We start from the raw sequence: 15736 nt of genomic DNA, 5'->3' as shown, positions 1-15736 counted from the left end.
GGCGGGCTTAGGTGCGCAACGCCGCTGCCGCAGCCGCGCATCGGCCGGATTGGAACGAATCGCTGTAAGGACACCGCCGTGCGCATGTGTCAACGCGCGAGGCGCCGTCCGGTTTCTGCTTTTGAACTGGATTTAATCGAATGAACTCCGTGACCGAACCTCTTATGCGGCTCGCCGCACGCGTCGACTCCATTCAGCCTTTCTACGTGATGGAGCTGGCCAAAGAGGCCGCGCTTCTCGAGCGCGAGGGGCGCGACATCATTCACATGGGGATCGGCGAACCGGACTTCACCGCGCCGGAACCGGTCATCGAGGCAGCCGCGAACGCGCTGCGCCGCGGCGTCACGCAATACACCAGCGCGCTCGGCCTGCACACACTGCGTGAAGCGATTTCGGCGCACTACGCGGAGGTCTACGGCGTCAACGTCGATCCTGCGCGAATCGTGGTGACCGCGGGCGCGTCGGCGGCGTTGCTGCTGGCGTGCGCGGCCCTGGTCGACCGCGACGACGAAGTGCTGATGCCCGACCCCTGCTACCCGTGCAACCGCCATTTCGTGATCGCCGCCGAAGGCAAGCCGGTGATGGTGCCAAGCGGCCCTGCCGAACGCTTCCAGTTGACCGCCGCCGACGTCGAACGGCTGTGGAACGAGCGCACGCGCGGCGTGCTGCTCGCGTCGCCGTCCAATCCGACCGGCACTTCGATCGAACCGGCCGAACTCGAGCGCATTGTCAAGGCGGTGCGCTCGCGCGGCGGCTTCACGATCGTCGACGAAATCTACCAGGGCTTGAGCTACGACGCGAAGCCCATCTCCGCGCTGTCATACGGCGAGGATGTGATCACCGTCAACAGCTTCTCGAAGTACTTCAACATGACCGGCTGACGCCTCGGCTGGCTCGTGGTCCCGCCGGGCATGGTGAGCGCGTTCGAGAAGTTGGCGCAGAACCTCTTCATCTGCGCGTCGGCGTTGGCGCAGCACGCGGCGCTCGCGTGCTTCGAACCGCAAACCATCGCGACTTACGAAGCGCGCCGTCTCGAGTTCAAGCGACGCCGCGATTTCATCGCGCCGGCCTTGCAATCGCTCGGCTTCACGGTGCCGGTCATGCCCGACGGCGCGTTCTACGTGTACGCCGACTGCGGGACCGTCAATCACCCTGCCGCCGGCGACAGTTCGGCGCTCACCAAGGCGATGCTGCACGACGCGGGCGTCGTGCTGGTGCCGGGCATGGACTTCGGCACGCATGCGCCGAAGCAATATATCCGGCTGTCGTATGCCACCGCGTATCCGAAGCTCGAGGAAGCGGTCGAGCGCCTTGCGGGGCTTTTTGGGCGGAAGTAGCGAGGTGTGGCGGCTGATGCTGGCGCGTCGGTCGCGTAGTTGCGAGGCCAGTGGCAGCAGCCATCTAACCGCCACCCCCCGCAACCAGCCCCCCAAACGCAAAAAAGGACACTCGCAAGTGTCCTTTTTTCTGCCCTCAGCTTTCGCCTAGGGCCATTTAAGCCGTCAACTCCTCACGCACCCAACTCCGCGTTCGAAGCCACATGCTTAGGCGCGTTCACGCTGGCATCGTCCTGCTCCGACGAACCCGGCGTCTTGCCCGGCGGCGTAGCAGCGCTCAAAGGATGGCTTCCTTCGAGCGTCACCTGCACGCGCTTGCCATTGTTGCTATTCGCAGCAGCCGGCGCCGAAGAAGCCGACGCATTGTTCGACGCCGTTATTACCGGAGCCTGCGGCGCATTGATCGGCACCTTGCGGCCACGCGCGACATCGCGCAGACGCCCGCGCTCGGCCATCACCTTGGCGCCGTAGCCGCCGTCGTCCGGCGAGGTCGAGCCGACATAGAGACGCAGGCCGCCCGGCAACGAGCCACCGCGCGCGATGCAGTCCTTCAGGACCAGCGCGCCGACCTTGATGTTCGCGACCGGTTCGAGCGCCGCGCTCTCGCCGCCGAAATACTGGAACTTGTCCGAATGAACCTTGGACATGACCTGCATCAGGCCCTGCGCGCCCACGCCGCTCTCGGCGTAAGGATTAAAGCCGGATTCGATCGCCATCACCGACAGCAGCAGCAGCGGGTCGAGACCGACTTCGCGGCCGGTGTCGAAGGCGGCCTTCACGAGCTCGCTGACGGGCTCCTGAGCGACACGGTAGCGCCGGGCAAGGTACGACGCGACGAGCGCCTGTTCACGCGACGAGACGAGCACGCGGTCGTCACGGGCGTCGGCGGAGACACGTTGCGCCGGAATCAGCCGGGCGAGCGCGGTGACGCTTTGCATCGTGCGCGGATCGAGGCCGTTGAGCGCCGCGATGCCCATGCCGCCGGCCGAGCCGGTGCCGTCGAACGCGCCGTCGTAGCTGGTGTTGCTCACGGCCACGCCGGCGTTGTTGGCGCCGTTGCCGTTGGCCGCATCGGCCGCGTTCGTGTTCGTATTCGAAGACAGTGTCTCGTCTGACGACGTGCGCCCCGGCGGCCCGAAAGCCGGCAGCGGATTGCCCTGCAGGAGGCGCGCGGGTCCGGCCTGGACAGCGGCCGAGAGGACCGGCATCAGTTTGGCCGCGAGCGTGCCGCGCCACGTCGGCATCAGCCACAGCGCGATTGCCAGCACGACGGCCATGCCGCCGACAATGCTGAACAGGTGATGACTCAATTGCGTCCCACGACGCACGGCACCGCGCACGATCTGCGCGATACGTTCATCAGGACGCCACGATAACCAGGCGTTCATTCAGATCTCCCATGTTGCATGATCCGCGAATTCCGCTGAACAAACAGGCGGCAACACACATTCGCAGAGTCAAGACATCGCGCGCTCTGTCTGGTTAGGGCAGCAGCGACGTCGGGAAAACGGCAAATACCGTTGTGGGGAGCCATCTTGAAAGCGGTCCGCGGCAGGCTGCGAAGCATGCGGGCGGTGGCTCCCACGCGAAAAACCAGCGTCAGATGGCGCTGGCGAGGACATCAATAAGACCGACGAATACCGTGCAGGGCTTCGGTAAGCGGTGACGCGTTGCGTCAGATGGGACCGGGGGCGGTGGTAAAAAACTCCACGCCCTGCAACCAATGTGGACGGATTCTAGGGCACGGTTTTATAGATCGTCAACACTACAAACAGGCAAATGTATAACTAATTGTAATAACGACGGCCCTTCGGAGCCCGCGAACCACCGCGCGAAGCGCTTTTCGGGCGATTTTGCCGCGTCCGCGAGTCTTATGACGTTCGGCCGATCTACGTGCGCTAGCCAACGCAGGTAAAATCGACAATCGCCTCGGCGCCGCCAATAGCGTCACGCCGTTCCACGCCGTTCCCTTTTTTCGCCGTTCGCGGCATTGAACCGCCAACATGAAATACAAAGACTTGCGCGACTTCATCGGCCGTCTCGAGACGATCGGCGAACTGCGCCGCATTCCGCAAAAGGTATCGCCGGTCCTGGAAATGACCGAGGTATGCGACCGCGTTCTGAGAGCCGGCGGCCCAGCCTTGTTGTTTGAGAACAAGGAGGCGCATGCGTTCCCGGTGCTCGGCAACCTGTTCGGCACGCCGCGGCGCGTGGCGCTTGGCATGGGCGTCGACGCGCAGGCCGGCGAAGGCGATGGCGCGGCGCTCGAATCGCTGCGCGACGTCGGCCGCTTGCTGTCGGCGCTTAAGGAACCGGAGCCGCCAAAAGGGCTGAAGGACGCGGGCAAGCTGTTCTCGCTGGCGAAGGCGGTCTGGGACATGGCGCCGAAAACCGTGAGCGCGCCGCCCTGCCAGGAAATCGTGTGGGAAGGCAATGACGTCGACCTCGGAAAACTCCCGATTCAGACCTGCTGGCCAGGCGACGCCGGCCCGCTGATCACCTGGGGCCTGACCGTCACCAGGGGCCCGCACAAGAGCCGACAAAACCTCGGCATCTATCGCCAGCAACTGATCGGGCGCAACAAGCTGATCATGCGCTGGCTCGCGCATCGCGGCGGCGCCCTCGATTTTCGCGAGTTCGCGCTGAAGAACCCGGGCAAGCCGTATCCGGTCGCCGTCGTGCTCGGCGCGGACCCCGCCACCATCCTCGGCGCAGTCACGCCAGTGCCGGACACGCTCTCCGAATACCAGTTCGCCGGCCTGCTGCGCGGCGGACGAACCGAGCTCGCCAAATGCCTCACGCCCGGCGTTGATGGCTTGCAGGTCCCCGCGCGCGCGGAGATCGTGCTGGAAGGCTTCATCTACCCGCAGGAAGGCGCGCCCTCGCCTGCTCCTGCTGGCGCGCCGCCGCGGCCAGTGAAGGGCGCGTCGGCCGCTTACGAGCACGCGCTGGAAGGCCCCTATGGCGACCACACCGGCTACTACAACGAACAGGAGTGGTTCCCCGTGTTCACCGTCGAGCGCATCACGATGCGCCGCGACGCGATCTACCACTCCACGTACACCGGCAAACCGCCCGACGAACCGGCCGTGCTCGGCGTCGCGCTCAACGAGGTGTTCGTGCCGCTGCTGCAAAAGCAGTTCGCCGAGATCACCGACTTCTACCTGCCGCCCGAAGGCTGCAGCTACCGCATGGCCATCGTGCAGATGAAGAAGAGCTACGCGGGCCACGCCAAGCGCGTGATGTTCGGCGTCTGGAGCTTCCTGCGGCAGTTCATGTACACGAAGTTCATCGTTGTCGTCGACGAGGACGTCAACATCCGCGACTGGAAAGAGGTGATCTGGGCGATCACGACGCGCGTGGACCCGACGCGCGACACCGTGCTTGTCGATCGCACGCCGATCGACTATCTGGATTTCGCGTCTCCGGTGGCGGGACTCGGCTCGAAGATGGGACTCGACGCGACCAACAAATGGCCGGGCGAAACGGATCGCGAATGGGGCCGCCCGATCGAGATGGACGCAGCGGTCAAGCGGCGCATCGACAGTTTGTGGAACGAGCTGGGCCTCTGAGCGCCGCCCCGCATAACCGAACAACCTACTAACGAGATCGATGGAGCAGTTACTGCGGATGCATGCCTTTTCGATGATGTCCGACGGGTTTTTCCTGTCGTTGTCGCTGTGTCTCGACATCGGCCTCGTGAACGTCGCGATGATTTCTCTGGCGCTGTCGCACGGTTTCAAACCCGGCTTCTGGCTCGGCCTCGGGTCGTGTGTCGGTGATCTGATTTACGCGGCGCTCGCGCTCGCCGGCATGGCAGCGCTGCTGCAGTTCGAGTCGGTGCGGTGGGTCGTGTGGATAGGCGGCGCGGCCATCCTGCTGTTTCTCACATGGAAGATGGCGCGCGAAGCGATGTTCCCGGCGTCGGCGCCGCCGGTCGCCGGCGAGGCCGATGTCAACGCGCCGCATCTTTCGGCGTGGCGCGGCTTCTTGCGCGGCGTGTTGCTGGCGGTATCGTCGCCGTCGGCGATTCTGTGGTTCGCCGCAGTCGGCGGCGCGTTGATTGCCAAAGCCGGCGCGACCAGTGCGGCCACCGCGCCAGTGTTCCTGGGCGGCTTCTTTCTGGGCGGCTTGTGCTGGACCGTGTTTATTTGCGGCTTGGGCAGTCATGGCCGCAAACGCGCCGGCACCGGTTTGCTGCGCGCCTGCCATGTGCTGTCCGCGCTGCTGTTCGCGTACTTCTCATATAGCGTGATCGTGAACGGCTATCGCGATCTGATATTGCAAACGGCGCAGCACTCGCCCGTTGCGCAAGCAGCGAGCTGATAAAAAACGGCGCACGCCGGCAACGAGGCGACGCCGTTTTCGCAAACATCAACGGCGGGCGAGCGCCGCCGGGCGATCAAGCGATCACGCCAGATACTGCGCGAGCTTCTCAAGGTCAACGTTGCCACCGCTCACGATCACGCCCACGCGCTTGCCCTTCACGGGCACGACGCCGTTGAGCACCGCCGCCGCCGCGAGGCAGCCGGTCGGCTCGACCACGATTTTCATGCGCTGAGCGAAAAAGCGCATCGTCTCGATCAATTGCTCGTCGGTGACCGTTTCGATGCGCGCGACCAGCTTGCGGATAATCGCGAACGTGTAGTCGCCGAGATGAGTGGACGCGGCGCCATCGGCGATGGTTCGCGGCGTGTCGATATGCACGACCTCGCCGCGCGCGAGCGATTGCTGGCCGTCATTGCCCGCTTGCGGCTCGATGCCGATCACCGCGCATTCCGGGCTCAGCGCCGCCGCCGACAACGCGCTGCCGCCAATCAGCCCGCCGCCGCCCAGGCAGACGAACAACAGGTCGAGCGGGCCGGTTTCGTCGATCAGTTCCTTGGCCGCCGTGCCCTGCCCCGCGATCACATGCGGATGATCGTACGGCGGAATCAGCGTCATGCCGCGCTCCTCGGCAAGCCGTCGGCCGATCTCCTCGCGGTTTTCCTTGTAGCGGTCGTAGGAGATGACTTCGCCGCCGTAGCCCTTGGTCGCGGCAACTTTGGCGGCGGGCGCGTCGTGCGGCATGATGATCGTCGCGCGGATGCCCGCGAGGCGCGCCGACAACGCGATGGCCTGCGCATGATTGCCGGACGAGTAGGTCAGCACGCCGGCCTTGCGCTGCTCGGCGTCGAAATGGGAGATCGCGTTATAGGCGCCGCGAAACTTGAACGCGCCCATCCGCTGAAAGTTCTCACACTTGAAAAACACCGACGCGCCGGTGCGCTCGTTGAAGGTGCTCGAGGTCAAGACCGGCGTGCGGTGCGCGACGCCTTCGAGGCGTGCGGCGGCGTCGAGTACGTCGTCGAATGTGGGAGCGGGGAGTGGCTGCTTCGGCTGCATCGGCGGAGATTCCTGAGCGGTGGCGAGACGGCCATTCTCCCAGCTTCGCCGCCGCTTTGGAACGCCGGCGAACATTCGCGCGAGGCAATGAAAAAACACGTCGAAAGCTAGTCAAAAAACAGAACGGCGTAACCCGGCAATCAAGCCGGCGTTACGCCGTTCATCGGGCTTCAGCCTGCCAGCCGATTCGCTCAGCGCCGATAGTAGCCGTGTCCGTAGCCATATCCACCGCGGTAGTAGCCGTGGCGATAATACGGTCGGCCATAACCATAGTATCCACCGTATCCGCCGACCACCACCGGCGGCGCATAGACCACGGGCGGTGCATAGACGACGGGCGGCGGCGGCGGGTAGTACACCGGCGGAGGCGCCGCGTAGACCGGGTACGCCGGCGCGACCGGTACCCCGATACCGATACCGACAGAGACGTGCGCTTGCGCAACGGAGGCAAGCCCCACGCCGAGTGCGGCAGCAACAACAAACGGGACGATCTTTTTCACTTTGTTCTCCTGGCGCGGCCCACTCAAGGTCGCCGACTGCGCATGCCTTGCATGCTACGAAATCAATTTAACTAAAAAGGCTGCGCGACGCTGTTCGCATTTGTTGCAAATTGCAATAGGCGAAAAGAAATTGCATTGCCGGCGCGTCGGCGGCGCAGTTGGATATGCGGGAAGGCCGTGCAGAATCAAGCGATTGCGCGTGTCGCGCACGCGGCGAACGGTTTCCACAGGCGCATGCCGGTTCAACGGACGTCACCCCGGTAATCTTTAATTACAAATTAGCTTTAATACCGAGGGCGGCGCGCAACAGGCAATAAAAAGCCCGGCGCGCAGGCCGGGCATTGTCTCGTCCGAGGTTGGGTGCGGCGTCAGCCGACTTTCACGTAGGCAAATTCGCGGGACACATTCGGCGGAACGTACGCGACGCTGATCCGCACGCGCGGACTCAGACGTTTTTTCTGGTCCCACCAGCGACGCCGCTGCGCATGCGTCAGAAACCGCAGATGCTTCCGGTAAGAAAAAATGCTCATCGTGACCTCCCCGAGTTCGATTGCAACATTGCTAAGCGCGTACCCATGAAACAGCCACGGCCACATCGGCCATGCGGAAATTGTGAGCAGTTTTCAAGCCCGCAGGGCCGGCGCGCCGCCATGACCGGCTGTGCGCGTCATATCGCCGGCAAACTCATCTGACGACAGTCGTCGCGAGTTGCTCCACCTGCTTGCTCCACCTGCCGGCCGATGCGCGATACTGCTGCTTTCCCGTCCAAGCCCCGTCTGGAGCCCGCCGACATGTCCCAGTCCCGTCCTCTGCCCCGCCTCGGTTTTATCGGCGCGGGCCGGCTCGCGCGTTGCCTCGCGCTCGGCTTTTCCCGCGCGGGCTATCCCGTGACGGCGGTGGCAAGCCGTACCGCGGCATCCGCCGCCCGGCTCGCCAGCCAGATTCCTGGCTGCTTGGCGCTCGACGACCCTCAGCAGGTCGTCGACAACGCCGACGTCGTCTTTTTAGCCGTTCCGGACGACAGCATCGGTACGTCAGCGCACATACTGCGTTTTGAGCCGGACCAGGACCGAGACAAAGCCGGCGGCAAGGCGCTCGTGCATTGCAGCGGCGCATCGCCGGTCGAGCTGCTGGCGCCCGCGCGCGACCAGGGGGCGTCGATCGGCGGGTTTCATCCGCTGTACCTTTTTGGCGGCGAGGCGAGCGACGTCGACCGTATCGCCGGCTGTTCGATAACAATCGAGGCCGACGGCGCCTTGAAGGACACGCTCACCGCGTTGGCCCTCGCGCTGCGCTGCCATCCGCTGTCGATTCCGCCAGGCAGCCGCATGCTGTACCACGGCGCCGCGCACTACGCGGCGAGCTTCGCGCTGTGCAGCCTCGCCGAATGCGTCGCGCTGTGGCGCACGCTCGGTTTTGCCGAAGACGACGCGTTGCGTGCGCTCTTGCCGATGCTCGCGGGCACCATCGAAACCGCACGCGACAAGGGGCTGTCGAACGCGCTCGCCGGACCCATATCGCGCGGCGACACCGGGGTCGTGCAGAAACAGTTGGCGCTGTTCGAGAGCCTCGGCGGCGACCATGCCGCGCTGTACGGCTTGCTGTCGCGGCGCGCGGTCGCGCTGGCGCAACGCCGCGCCACGCCGCCCGCCGCGATCGACGCCATCTCGGACGCCGTCGAAGAATCGTTGGGACGGTCACTCAATCAGGCGGCAGCAGGTGCAAGCGTCAAGTAAGCCGTGATAATGTGACGTCCGGCGCCGCGCGCAATCCGCCGGCGCCTCGCTTCGGGACCAACAGACGAGAACGCACAATGATCAAGGTCAGCATCCTCTATCCGTACCGGGAAAACGGCCACTTCGACGTGGAGTATTACTGCGCCACGCACATGCCGCTTGCGGCGGAGCTGTTCGGCCCGTCGCTGAAGGGCTGGTCCGTCGACGTGGGCATCAACGCCGGGCCGCCGGGCACGCCGCCGCCGTATGTGGCCGCGGGCCATTTCCTGTTCGACAGCACCGAGGATTTCTACAAGGTCTTCAAGCCGGCGTCGGAGCGGCTTCTTGCCGACATTCCGAATTACACCGACGGCGGCAACGGCGCGATTTTCATCAGCGAGATCAAGGTTTCGGTGTAGTGACGCGGACGCGTGACGCGGAGCCGGAGCGGCACTGCTGGCGGCCGATTCGTGCGGCCAGTCGTTGCGCTTGCGTCGAGGCAACTGTGTTCCGCGTAGCTGTCTTAGCAACGTTGCACAACGCATGCGGCCGCATCGGCGGCGCCTGCGACATGACAAACCGCCGTGCGCCCCACCGAAGCGCCGGCGCCCAGGCCGTTGAACGGCTGCCATCAGAAGCATAAGGACACGAGATGTTTGGCGATATCGCCCGTTTTCTGCTCAATACCCTCTTCACGTTGTTCGGCGCGGCGCTGCTGCTGCGCGCGTGGCTGCAGGTCGTGCGCATGCCGCCGTACAACCCGGTCACGAACGCCGTGCTGCAAGCCACCAACTGGATCGTTCTGCCGTTGCGGCGGATTCTGCCGACCACGCGCAACGTCGACTGGGCGAGTCTCGTCGCAGCGCTGATCGCGGCAATCATCTACGTGGTGTTGATGGTGGTGCTGACCGGCGCCGATCCCCTCACGCTGCTGCCCACGCTGCTGATCGTCGCGGTGCTGACGCTGATCAAGTGGGCGCTGAACCTGATCATCTGGCTGACGATTCTGATGGCGCTCCTGTCCTGGCTCAATCCGCGTTCGCCGGCCATGCCGATTCTGTACCAGTTGACCGCGCCGTTTTTGAACCCGCTGCGGCGCGTGATTCCGCAACTGGGCGGCATCGACCTCTCGCCGATTCTGCTGTTCGTGATCGTGCAGGTTCTGTTGATGGTGGTCACGCGTGCTGCGGTTCAGCTCACTTACTTCGTGATCTGAGGCGCGCTCGCGCGGCCCATGAGCTAAACAAGGCAGCGGCGCAATTTGCGCTTGCTGCCCTTTCGCGAGTAAAATAGCGCGCTCTGCGGGCGTCGTATAATGGTAATACCCTAGCTTCCCAAGCTAGAGCCGTGGGTTCGATTCCCATCGCCCGCTCCAGATACTTTCCGGCAGTTGCCCAATAGTTGCCGCTGTTCCGTGGAAAGTATCTGCATTCCCCAAAACTTCAAATCCACTGATTCGCTTGCCACACCAACCGTGCGGACGCCGCATGGTGATAGCGGCCGAGAATATATCGAATACCGCCGCGGCATTCTTCCACGGCATCGCCGAATGATTCGATGCCGTCCGGATTCAATTCATATTGCGACGGCAGCAATTGAAAAAGCCCACGCGCGCCCGATTTCGAATTGCGCAGATTGACCGCGCCGCCCGACTCCTGCGCCATCAGCCACAGCAGGTCGTTGTATTGCGTCAGCGGCACGCGTTCAATCTGCATCGCTTTACGAAGCGCATTGCGTGAAGTAGCCGGAACACGGTTCGGCTCAATTGCGATCCAGCCGGATTTCGCGGATTTTGCTTCGCGGTGATTGTGTGCGTGCTGACTCATAACGGATATTCGCGTGAATTAATCGTTGGAAAGAAGAAATGGCTTACAGAACGATTAAATCACATAACCGGTGACTTCCGTTATCGAAACGTAATGTCGCCCGGTTCGCCGTTGCCGCGAAGTGAGCCCTGTCTGGACGCGCCCTTTTGCGTTGTGCTACCTTACGCGCACTTGCAACGCCCGCTCCACCTGACTGCCGAGCCTTCGGCGGAAATCAAGCACGAGCCGCCTCGACGAAGGCGGCTTTTTTATAGCGACGGCTGGCCGGCGCGGCAACCCGGCGCGATCGCATGGCAGCCGACGCGGCAATCGGCGCGCACAATATGCCGCCGACGCGGCCTACGCGCCGCGCGCGGCGGCGGCGTCACAAAGCGCCCAAGCGCCCGATGCCCCATGCCCACGCCAACCGCGACCTTCACCTTGTAGCAGCATCGACCATGATCCACGATACCCACGACGCCGGTTTGCCCGACGAACTCCCGACACCCTCCAGCGAAACCGACGCGCACCAGACCGACACCGACACCGACGCCAACGCCGACGCCAACGCTCCGCAAGACGAAACCCTGCACCGCCGACGCATCCGCAGCTTCGTCACGCGCGCGGGCCGCGTGTCGACCGGCCAGCGCCGCGCGATGGACGAACTCGGTCCGCGCTTCGTCGTGCCGTTCGCGCCGCAGCAGCCCGACTGGAACAGCGTGTTCGGTCGTGAAGCGCCGCGCGTGCTCGAGATCGGCTTCGGCATGGGCGCGACGACAGCGGAGATCGCCGCACACCGTCCGGGCGACGATTTTCTCGGCGTCGAAGTGCATGAGCCGGGCGTCGGCGCGTTGCTGAAGCTGATGGGCGAGCAGTCGCTCACCAACATCCGCATCGTTCAGCACGACGCCGTCGAGGTGCTCGAACAGATGATCGCGCCCGCTAGCCTCGACGGCGTGCACATTTTCTTTCCCGACCCGTGGCACAAGGCGCGCCATCACAAGCGCCGCCTGATTCAGCCGAAGTTCGTCGCGTTGCTCGCCTCGCGGCTGAAGCCCGGCGCCTATCTGCATTGCGCGACCGACTGGCAAAACTACGCCGAACAGATGCTTGAAGTGCTGAGCGCCGAGCCGTCGTTGCAGAATACCGTCGACGGCTATGCGCCGCGGCCTGACTATCGTCCGGTGACGAAGTTCGAGCGGCGCGGTCTGCGGCTCGGCCACGGCGTGTGGGATCTCGTGTTCCGCAAGCGCGAGATCGCGTAAAGGCGAAAGCGCTCACGGCCTGGACATCGGCCTCGGCCAATAAAGAAGGTCCGCCAACATAATTGGCGGACCTTCTTTTTTGTCTCGCGCAAAAGAGCGCGCCGGCGTCAATCCGTCCAGCTCAATGCGCCGCTATAGCCGACCAGCAGAATCAGCAATCCGAAGCCGATGCGATACCACGCGAACGCCGTGAAATCGTGCCCGGCAATATAGCGAAGCAGCCAGCGCACGCACAAAAACGCGCTGACAAACGCGGCCACGAAGCCGAGCGCGAAGATGCCGAGCGCGTCGACGGACAACAGATGCCAGTCCTTGTACAACTCGTAGGCCGTCGCGCCGAACATGATCGGGATCGCGAGGAAAAACGAAAACTCGGTCGCCACGCGGCGGTCGAGACCAAACAGCATCCCGCCGATGATCGTCGACCCCGAGCGCGACGTGCCGGGGATGAGCGCGAAGCATTGCGCCAGGCCAACTTTCAGCGCGTCCATTGGCGTCATGTCGTCCACGTCGTGCACGCGGGCGGCCTTGCCTTCGCCGCCTTGCCCGCGCTGCCGAGCCTCGGCCCACAAGATGACGACGCCGCCGACGACAAGCGCAAACGCGACCGGCACCGGCGAAAAGAGCGCCGCCTTGATCGACTTTTCGAGCAGCAGTCCGAGCACGATCGCCGGGATAGTGGCGATGATTACATTGAGCGTGAAGCGCCGCGCCTCAGGACGGCTCGGCAAGCCGGTCACGACGCTGGCGATGCGCCGGCGAAACTCCCAGCACACCGCGAGAATCGCGCCGAGTTGAATCACGACGTCGAAGGTCTTCGCGTGTTCGTCGGTGAAGTTGAGCAGACTGCCCGCGACGATCAGATGCCCGGTGCTCGACACCGGCAAAAACTCCGTCAGACCTTCGACGATGCCCAGAATCAACGCCTTGCAAGCCAATAACCAGTCCATCCGTGCCCCTCATCGCTATTGATTGTCGATTGCCGGAACTGGCAGGAGCAGCACGGCGACGCGCGGCCCTGCCGGCCGCGCACAGCGTCATTTCTCGACGATTTGCACGCGTATACCGTTTGTAAGGATCGTGATTGTACCGGGTTCGTAGTTCACTCCGGCAAATTGCAACTGTTCCGGCTTGAACGTGTAGATCGGATAATTGCTCAGCAACTGCGTCGCGAGGACGGCGGCGGCAGCATTGATCTGTTGCGTGTACGCCTGCGCCTGGCCGCTCACGCTGACGTTGTCGACGTTCGGCGATTTAAGCACGACGGACCGGCTCGCGGCATCGTACGCGAGTTCGCTCGACAGTGTGAAAACGCCGTCGACCGGCTGCGGCATGAAGGGGCTCGCGAGGTGCGCGTCGAGCTTCACCGACACGCGGTTTGCGTCCGGCAGCAAGCCGACTACCGGATGGCTCAACGCGACGTCGAACACCTGGGAAACCGTGCGCTGATACGGAAATTTCCGCTGCACGGCGTCTTGCACCTGCTGCTGCGAGAACGTGTAATGCGACGGAATGAACGGAAAAGTCGACGTCGCGCACGCCGCGAGCGAGACGGCGCCAAGCGCGCTCGCGCCTGCCAGCGCGGCGAATAAAAAACGGCGCCGGGCCGGCGCAACCAATCGAGCCATACGGTTTCTCCAATCGACCACAGTTGAGGGCTTAGCCCTCGGTCAAAGCACTTGTTTCATCGCACTTGTTCGATTCAATGCGCGGGCTGAGTTTGCGCCTCGAGTTGCGTGAGCCACAAAAGCGCTTGCCCTCGATCGTCGCCGCACATCTCCGCTTGCGGCTGCAGTCCCGAACAGCACGCGGGACGCTCGGGCTGTCCGAAAATAGCGCAACGCAAATCGTCGCCAAGCTGCACGCAACGCACGCCTGCCGGTTTGCCGTTCGGCATGCCCGGAATCGGACTCGAAATCGACGGCGCGATGCAGCACGCGCCGCAATCGGGCCGGCACGCATGATCGGTCAGAGACTCGCGTTTTGCAACGCGCCCATACACATCGTTCACGACGAAAATTCCTGGATTCGAGCAACGGCGCCGCAGCGCCAGTCCCGCATTGTGCCACCGTGTCGCGTGCGACCTTTTTACACAATCGCGCGCGAGGCGGCTCCCCTACACTGGCTCTCGATCTGAGGATCTGAACGATCTTAAGGATCTAAATAAAGGCCACGCTCACGAGGCGCCCGAGTACGTCGCACGCAGTTCCCACGCGGTCCGCAAAAAACCATGCGCAACCGGCGCGACTCGCGCCTCTTATCGCGGCCGTCGAACACGAGCCACTCATGACCAACGCCAATTCGCTCTTTCGCCCCGACCTGCTCGCCAAATACAGCGCGAACGGCCCACGCTATACGTCCTATCCAACGGCCCTTCAGTTCCGCGACGACTTCGACTCCGCCGACTATCTGCGCGCGGCAGCCGATCCCGGCGCGTCCGCTGCGGACCTCTCGCTGTACTTCCATATTCCGTTCTGCGACACCGTCTGTTTCTATTGCGGCTGCAACAAGATCGCAACGAAAAACCGCGGGCGCGCGCGCCCGTATCTGGACCAGTTGAAGCGCGAAATGGCCTTGCAGGCAGCGTGTTTCGACACGCGCCGGCCGGTGTCGCAATTGCATCTGGGCGGCGGCACGCCGACCTTCATGTCGAACGACGAACTCGCCGAATTGATGAGCGCGGCGCGCGACCACTTTACCTTGCTGCCCGACGACGAAGCCGAATATTCGATCGAAGTCGATCCGCGCGAGGCCTCGCCCGATACGATCGCGCATCTGCGCAAGCTCGGCTTTAATCGGCTGAGTCTCGGCGTGCAGGATTTCGATCCGCTCGTGCAGCAGGCGATCAACCGCATCCAGCCGCTCGATATGACCGCGTCGGTCATGCAGGCTGCGCGGCACGTGGGCTTTCATTCGATCGGCGTCGATCTGATCTACGGACTGCCGCATCAAACGGTGTCGAGCTTCAGCCGCACGCTCGACACGATGATCGAGCTCGCGCCCGATCGCCTGTCGGTGTTCGCGTACGCGCACATGCCGAAGCTCTTCAAGATGCAGCGTCAGATGGACGCCGCGGCGCTGCCCTCGCCTGCCGAGCGTCTCGCTATCCTGCAACGCGTGGTGGAGCGTCTGACCGCGGCCGGCTACGTGTACATCGGCATGGATCATTTCGCGCTGCCCACCGACGAACTCGCGCGCGCCCAGGCACAGCGGACCTTGCACCGCAATTTCCAGGGCTACAGCACGCGCGCCGAATGCGATCTGATCGGCTTCGGCGCGTCGTCGATCGGCAAGGTCGGCGACGTCTACGCGCAAAACGCAAAAGACCTGCCGGCGTATGGCGCCGCGATCGACGCGGGCCGACTCGCGATCACGCGCGGCGTGCGCCTCACCGCCGACGACCGTTTGCGGCGCGACATCATCACGCAGTTGATGTGCAATCTGGAACTGCGCTTCGACGAATTCGAAGCGATGTACGGTATCCGCTTCGCCGATACGTTCGAGCCGGAACTCGAACGCTTGCGCGGCTTCGAGCAGGACGGCCTCGTGTCGGTCACGGACGGCAAGCTCGAAGTGCGGACGGCCGGACGCATGCTCGTGCGCAACATCGCGATGGTGTTCGACCGCTATCTCGGCCAGCAGACGCTCGAACGGTTTTCGCGCACTGTCTGAACGACTGGCGAATGGCGGCTGGGGGCGGCTTGCCCGTCGGCGGATTTTCGGCCATAA

Annotated in this window: 15 protein-coding genes, 1 tRNA gene and 1 pseudogene; 9 read left to right on the top strand and 8 right to left on the bottom strand. The window is 63.8% G+C overall.

Annotated elements, in window-relative coordinates:
* Positions 1-140 precede the first annotated feature (140 nt).
* A pseudogene (locus tag P0D87_RS15135) lies at positions 141-1337 on the top strand (pyridoxal phosphate-dependent aminotransferase).
* Between the two features lie 173 nt (positions 1338-1510).
* Here P0D87_RS15135 and P0D87_RS15130 read toward each other — a convergent pair.
* On the bottom strand, positions 1511-2725 hold the full coding sequence (locus P0D87_RS15130; RefSeq protein ID WP_053858633.1) for a lytic transglycosylase domain-containing protein: 1215 nt from the start codon (positions 2723-2725) through the stop codon (positions 1511-1513).
* A gap of 615 nt (positions 2726-3340) precedes the next feature.
* Between P0D87_RS15130 and P0D87_RS15125 the strand changes: the two genes are divergently transcribed.
* Both P0D87_RS15125 and P0D87_RS15120 read left to right on the top strand, forming a co-directional pair.
* Positions 3341-4909 carry a UbiD family decarboxylase gene (locus P0D87_RS15125; RefSeq protein ID WP_053858634.1) on the top strand — a complete coding sequence of 523 codons (1569 nt, stop codon included), beginning with the start codon at positions 3341-3343 and terminating at the stop codon, positions 4907-4909.
* A gap of 58 nt (positions 4910-4967) precedes the next feature.
* Positions 4968-5663, top strand: a complete 696-nt coding sequence (locus P0D87_RS15120) for a LysE family translocator (protein ID WP_053858635.1) — start codon at positions 4968-4970, stop codon at positions 5661-5663.
* An 84-nt stretch (positions 5664-5747) separates the two neighbouring features.
* On the opposite strand, the gene P0D87_RS15115 is transcribed toward P0D87_RS15120, so the two are convergent.
* From P0D87_RS15115 to P0D87_RS15105, 3 genes are all read right to left on the bottom strand, one after another.
* On the bottom strand, positions 5748-6722 hold the full coding sequence (locus tag P0D87_RS15115) for a threo-3-hydroxy-L-aspartate ammonia-lyase (protein ID WP_053858636.1): 975 nt from the start codon (positions 6720-6722) through the stop codon (positions 5748-5750).
* Between the two features lie 191 nt (positions 6723-6913).
* Positions 6914-7222 (bottom strand): hypothetical protein, encoded by a 309-nt coding sequence (locus tag P0D87_RS15110; protein WP_053858637.1) that lies wholly within the window; start codon positions 7220-7222, stop codon positions 6914-6916.
* Positions 7223-7590: 368 nt separating this feature from the next.
* Positions 7591-7752 (bottom strand): hypothetical protein, encoded by a 162-nt coding sequence (locus P0D87_RS15105; protein WP_165919826.1) that lies wholly within the window; start codon positions 7750-7752, stop codon positions 7591-7593.
* 261 nt (positions 7753-8013) lie between these two features.
* Here P0D87_RS15105 and P0D87_RS15100 point away from each other — a divergent pair, with 261 nt between their 5' ends.
* The 4 genes from P0D87_RS15100 to P0D87_RS15085 all read left to right on the top strand — a co-directional run bounded on the left by P0D87_RS15100 (position 8014) and on the right by P0D87_RS15085 (position 10312).
* Positions 8014-8958 carry a Rossmann-like and DUF2520 domain-containing protein gene (locus P0D87_RS15100; RefSeq protein ID WP_053858638.1) on the top strand — a complete coding sequence of 315 codons (945 nt, stop codon included), beginning with the start codon at positions 8014-8016 and terminating at the stop codon, positions 8956-8958.
* 77 nt (positions 8959-9035) lie between these two features.
* Complete coding sequence (locus P0D87_RS15095) at positions 9036-9356, top strand: EthD family reductase (RefSeq protein ID WP_006050151.1); 321 nt, start codon at positions 9036-9038, stop codon at positions 9354-9356.
* A gap of 233 nt (positions 9357-9589) precedes the next feature.
* Complete coding sequence (locus P0D87_RS15090; protein WP_006050150.1) at positions 9590-10153, top strand: YggT family protein; 564 nt, start codon at positions 9590-9592, stop codon at positions 10151-10153.
* Between the two features lie 85 nt (positions 10154-10238).
* Positions 10239-10312, top strand: a tRNA-Gly gene (locus P0D87_RS15085).
* A 67-nt stretch (positions 10313-10379) separates the two neighbouring features.
* Here the strand turns inward: P0D87_RS15085 and P0D87_RS15080 are convergent.
* Positions 10380-10652, bottom strand: coding sequence for an aggregation-promoting factor C-terminal-like domain-containing protein (locus P0D87_RS15080; RefSeq protein ID WP_321175746.1), 273 nt, complete (start codon positions 10650-10652; stop codon positions 10380-10382).
* Positions 10653-11200: 548 nt separating this feature from the next.
* Between P0D87_RS15080 and trmB the strand changes: the two genes are divergently transcribed.
* On the top strand, positions 11201-12007 hold the full coding sequence (gene trmB / locus P0D87_RS15075; RefSeq protein ID WP_053859084.1) for a tRNA (guanosine(46)-N7)-methyltransferase TrmB: 807 nt from the start codon (positions 11201-11203) through the stop codon (positions 12005-12007).
* A 107-nt stretch (positions 12008-12114) separates the two neighbouring features.
* On the opposite strand, the gene P0D87_RS15070 is transcribed toward trmB, so the two are convergent.
* The 3 genes from P0D87_RS15070 to P0D87_RS15060 form a co-directional block, all read right to left on the bottom strand.
* A complete protein-coding gene (locus tag P0D87_RS15070; RefSeq protein WP_029968002.1) occupies positions 12115-12957 on the bottom strand; it encodes an undecaprenyl-diphosphate phosphatase in 843 nt (280 codons plus the stop codon).
* A gap of 87 nt (positions 12958-13044) precedes the next feature.
* Positions 13045-13635, bottom strand: a complete 591-nt coding sequence (locus tag P0D87_RS15065) for a DUF1439 domain-containing protein (protein WP_006050146.1) — start codon at positions 13633-13635, stop codon at positions 13045-13047.
* Between the two features lie 74 nt (positions 13636-13709).
* A complete protein-coding gene (locus P0D87_RS15060; RefSeq protein WP_053858640.1) occupies positions 13710-14018 on the bottom strand; it encodes a YkgJ family cysteine cluster protein in 309 nt (102 codons plus the stop codon).
* 275 nt (positions 14019-14293) lie between these two features.
* Here P0D87_RS15060 and hemN point away from each other — a divergent pair, with 275 nt between their 5' ends.
* A complete protein-coding gene (hemN, locus tag P0D87_RS15055) occupies positions 14294-15679 on the top strand; it encodes an oxygen-independent coproporphyrinogen III oxidase (RefSeq protein WP_053858641.1) in 1386 nt (461 codons plus the stop codon).
* Positions 15680-15736: the final 57 nt, after the last annotated feature.

It is taken from the genome of Paraburkholderia sp. RL17-368-BIF-A (assembly GCF_046054045.1).
Taxonomy (GTDB): Bacteria; Pseudomonadota; Gammaproteobacteria; order Burkholderiales; family Burkholderiaceae; genus Paraburkholderia; species Paraburkholderia graminis.
The sequence above is the reverse complement of the archived record's forward strand: the minus strand, read 5'-3'. Positions and strand labels throughout refer to the sequence as shown.

Coding starts and splice junctions, on each gene's coding strand:
- hemN (WP_053858641.1), top strand. CDS start 14,294: ATGACCAACGCCAATTCGCTCTTTCGCCCCGACCTGCTCGCCAAATAC.
- P0D87_RS15125 (WP_053858634.1), top strand. CDS start 3,341: ATGAAATACAAAGACTTGCGCGACTTCATCGGCCGTCTCGAGACGATC.
- P0D87_RS15080 (WP_321175746.1), bottom strand. CDS start 10,652: ATGCAGATTGAACGCGTGCCGCTGACGCAATACAACGACCTGCTGTGG.
- P0D87_RS15095 (WP_006050151.1), top strand. CDS start 9,036: ATGATCAAGGTCAGCATCCTCTATCCGTACCGGGAAAACGGCCACTTC.
- P0D87_RS15065 (WP_006050146.1), bottom strand. CDS start 13,635: ATGGCTCGATTGGTTGCGCCGGCCCGGCGCCGTTTTTTATTCGCCGCG.
- trmB (WP_053859084.1), top strand. CDS start 11,201: ATGATCCACGATACCCACGACGCCGGTTTGCCCGACGAACTCCCGACA.
- P0D87_RS15130 (WP_053858633.1), bottom strand. CDS start 2,725: ATGAACGCCTGGTTATCGTGGCGTCCTGATGAACGTATCGCGCAGATC.
- P0D87_RS15100 (WP_053858638.1), top strand. CDS start 8,014: ATGTCCCAGTCCCGTCCTCTGCCCCGCCTCGGTTTTATCGGCGCGGGC.
- P0D87_RS15120 (WP_053858635.1), top strand. CDS start 4,968: ATGCATGCCTTTTCGATGATGTCCGACGGGTTTTTCCTGTCGTTGTCG.
- P0D87_RS15115 (WP_053858636.1), bottom strand. CDS start 6,722: ATGCAGCCGAAGCAGCCACTCCCCGCTCCCACATTCGACGACGTACTC.
- P0D87_RS15090 (WP_006050150.1), top strand. CDS start 9,590: ATGTTTGGCGATATCGCCCGTTTTCTGCTCAATACCCTCTTCACGTTG.
- P0D87_RS15105 (WP_165919826.1), bottom strand. CDS start 7,752: ATGAGCATTTTTTCTTACCGGAAGCATCTGCGGTTTCTGACGCATGCG.
- P0D87_RS15070 (WP_029968002.1), bottom strand. CDS start 12,957: ATGGACTGGTTATTGGCTTGCAAGGCGTTGATTCTGGGCATCGTCGAA.